A 2,865-nucleotide genomic window follows, 5' to 3' on the forward strand; every position below is an offset into this window, starting at 1 on the left:
GGCTTCATCCGCCTCAACGCGTTGCGGCTGCGCACGCTGGCCGCGCGCAACCGCAACAAGTAACGCGGATGCGCGGTCTCGGTCGCTGCCTGGCGCCGCTGGTTCTTCTGGCGACGCCGGCGGCCGGCCAGGAGTTCGACCCGGCCTCCGTCGACCTGGCCGGGTTGATCGAGTGCAAGGCAAGCGTCTCCGCCTACAATAATTTCGCCTTCTGGATCAGCGACGGCCCAGTTGCACTGGAAAAGCTCGGTTGGAAGGAAGCCACGTCCGGCAACCTCTTTCTCAAGCAGTACGACTTACCGGAGCCGGTTCGTACCTTCGGGCGCGAAACAAGCTCGATCGTCTTTACCGCGACCGGGCCGATGGCGGTCCTTGACGGGGTTTCGGCACCGGATCTGGCGCATGAATTGGAAATAGTTCCAACGGTGTCGACTGCGGAAAAATTCCTGGGCGAGAAAATCGTCGTCGAAAGCACCGAGGACGCCAACGGCATGAAGATCGAAACGCGCATAGCGCTCAACGTCTCGACTGTTGATTCGCATCCGGGCAAGACGCTGGCAGGCTGCTCCTATGCACTCAATGTGACCGTGAATTGAGAGTGACTGTGAATTGAGACGGGGCCTCGCACAGCTTGGCGCGAGGCAAGTCTTGCTCAATTAAGACCCTGCTAAGACCCTGCATCCGCGCCGCGTTCGGGACCATCAACAAAAAGCCCGGCGCAAGGCCGGGCTATTCTGTCGAACAGAGACTGCTATCCGTTATCAGTCGCCATCGATCGCCGTGGCGATGCGGGCGATCGCCTGCTGATAGACGCTTGCGGAATTCCAGCCGGCAATTGCGCCCATATTCGCGCTCGCGCTCGCGCCGGCACGCCAGCCATGACCCTTGAGGAAGTTGGCGGTGGAAGCCAGCGCAGTGCCCTTGTCGCGCAGGTTTCCGCTGCCGACGCCATACTTCAAGACATTTCCCGGCAGGAACTGCGTGTGGCCAATCTCGCCATGCGCGGCGCCGACCGACGAGGCTGTCAACGCCCCGCGGTCAACCAGCTTCAGGGCCGCAATGGCATGTGGGTAAAAGAAACCCGGACGGCGGCAATCATAGGCAAGCGTCAAAATGGCTGAGACCGTATTCTGGTTGCCCATGGCGGAACCGAACCCGGTTTCCATACCCCAGATGGCGAGCAACACACCCGGCGACACGCCGTAGTTCGCTTCGATCTGGGAAAACAGTGCCGCGTTCGACTTCTTCAGCGACCGGCCCTTGGAAATGATCGCGGCCCCGCCACGGCGCTTCATGAAATCATCCACCGAGCCGCTGAAAGCCTTGTGAATGCCGCGGTCGACGGAGATCGTCTTTGTTGCGTAGCTCGCGCCGGCCAGAGCGGCCAGACCCTTGGGGCCTACACCTTCGGACTTGGCTTCCGCGGCGAACTCCGGCTTCCAAGCCTCGAATCCGGCGCCGGTCTTGCCGCAGCTGGCCGCCGCCTGCGCGCCCGTAGCCAGCGCAAGCACCGCCACCACGGCCGATGCAAACATCTTTCCCTTGGCAAGTAATGCCATGCTTTTTTCTCCTGATTGCCTGAATCACGTCCCGGTTGCGAATTTGCCAGTGAAACGCGCAATTGTCACCGTCCCCCGGCGCTACGCTGGCCAATGAAGGGGAATTTGCCTACGATCAAGTGATTATTGTGGCGGAAACGCAATGGAAGACGTTGATGTCGTGATCATCGGCGCCGGTTCGGCGGGTCTTGCCGCCGCCAGGCCCTGCAGGCGGCAGGCCTTTCCTTCGCCCAGCTTAAATAGCTTCGAGAGATGCGGAACGCCGGCCGGCGGTTGGCGTTGGGCACGTGCCGCCCCACATATGCTGGCTCTGAAGGTTTGAGATCGAGATGAAACTCTTCGACTGCCCGCATTGCGGCCACCGTCTCTACTTCGAGAACGCCCAGTGCCTGAACTGCAGGAGTCTCGTGCTCTACGATCCCGAGCACGCCCGCTTTGCGCTGTCTGATATCGACGGCATCTTCCAGTGCACCAATGCCGACGAATGCGCCTGCAACTGGATGGCCGAGCCGGGACAGGGTTTTTGCCGCGCCTGCGTGCTGAACCAGCTGATCCCCAACCTCTCCGTCGACGGCAACCGCCGCCGCTGGATCCGCGTCGAGGCGGCGAAGAAGCGCGCCATCTACTCGCTTCTGGCCTTCGGCCTGCCGGTGGCGCCCAAGCAGACCCCCGCCGACGAGATCGGCCTGGCCTTCGACTTCCTCGCCGACCCGATCGGCGGCGGCCCCGGCGGCGAGCGCATCCTGACCGGCCACGACAATGGCCTGATCACGCTCAACGTCGCCGAGGCGGACTCGGCCGAGCGCGAGAAGCGGCGTGTCGAGATGGGCGAGAACTATCGCACCTTGCTCGGCCATTTCCGCCATGAGCTCGGCCATTATTACTGGGACCGCCTGATCCGCGACGATCCGCAAAGGCTGGAAGCTTTCCGCGCGCTGTTCGGCGATGAGCGCGCCGACTACGAGCGGGCGTTGAAGACCTACTACGTCAATGGTGCCGCGCCCGACTGGCAGCAAGGCCACATCTCGGCCTATGCCACCTCGCATCCGTGGGAGGACTGGGCCGAGACCTGGGCCCACCACCTGCACATCACCGACACGCTGGAAATGGTCCACGCGCTGAACTTTCCGCTCGGCCGGCTGGAGACAGTGGAGGCCAACGACTTGCCGCAGGGCGACACCGGCGGCGGGCTGCAGGCCGCACCTTCGGAGCCGGCGACCGCGCCCGAGCCTTTCGAAAAGATCCTTGCCCGCTGGCTGGTGCTGTCGGAAGCCTCCAATTCGATCAACCGCTGCATGGGCCTGCC

The 2,865-nt window shown here is 63.0% G+C and carries 3 protein-coding genes; 2 read left to right on the forward strand and 1 reads right to left on the reverse strand.

Going from position 1 to position 2,865, the window contains the following annotated elements:
- Nucleotides 1–596 (forward strand): hypothetical protein (locus EN935_RS29565; protein ID WP_348629918.1); only part of this gene is annotated, 596 nt, incomplete at its 5' end.
- Nucleotides 597–761: 165 nt separating this feature from the next.
- Here EN935_RS29565 and EN935_RS29570 read toward each other — a convergent pair.
- A complete protein-coding gene (locus EN935_RS29570) occupies nucleotides 762–1,559 on the reverse strand; it encodes a lytic transglycosylase domain-containing protein (protein ID WP_109663718.1) in 798 nt (265 codons plus the stop codon).
- A gap of 329 nt (nucleotides 1,560–1,888) precedes the next feature.
- On the opposite strand from EN935_RS29570, the gene EN935_RS29575 reads away from it, so the two are divergent.
- Nucleotides 1,889–2,865, forward strand: a 977-nt coding sequence (locus EN935_RS29575; protein WP_127373901.1) for a putative zinc-binding metallopeptidase, incomplete at its 3' end; no start/stop codon positions are given.

Origin of the sequence: Mesorhizobium sp. M7D.F.Ca.US.004.03.1.1, assembly GCF_003998635.1 — a bacterium.
Lineage (GTDB): Bacteria > Pseudomonadota > Alphaproteobacteria > Rhizobiales > Rhizobiaceae > Mesorhizobium > Mesorhizobium loti.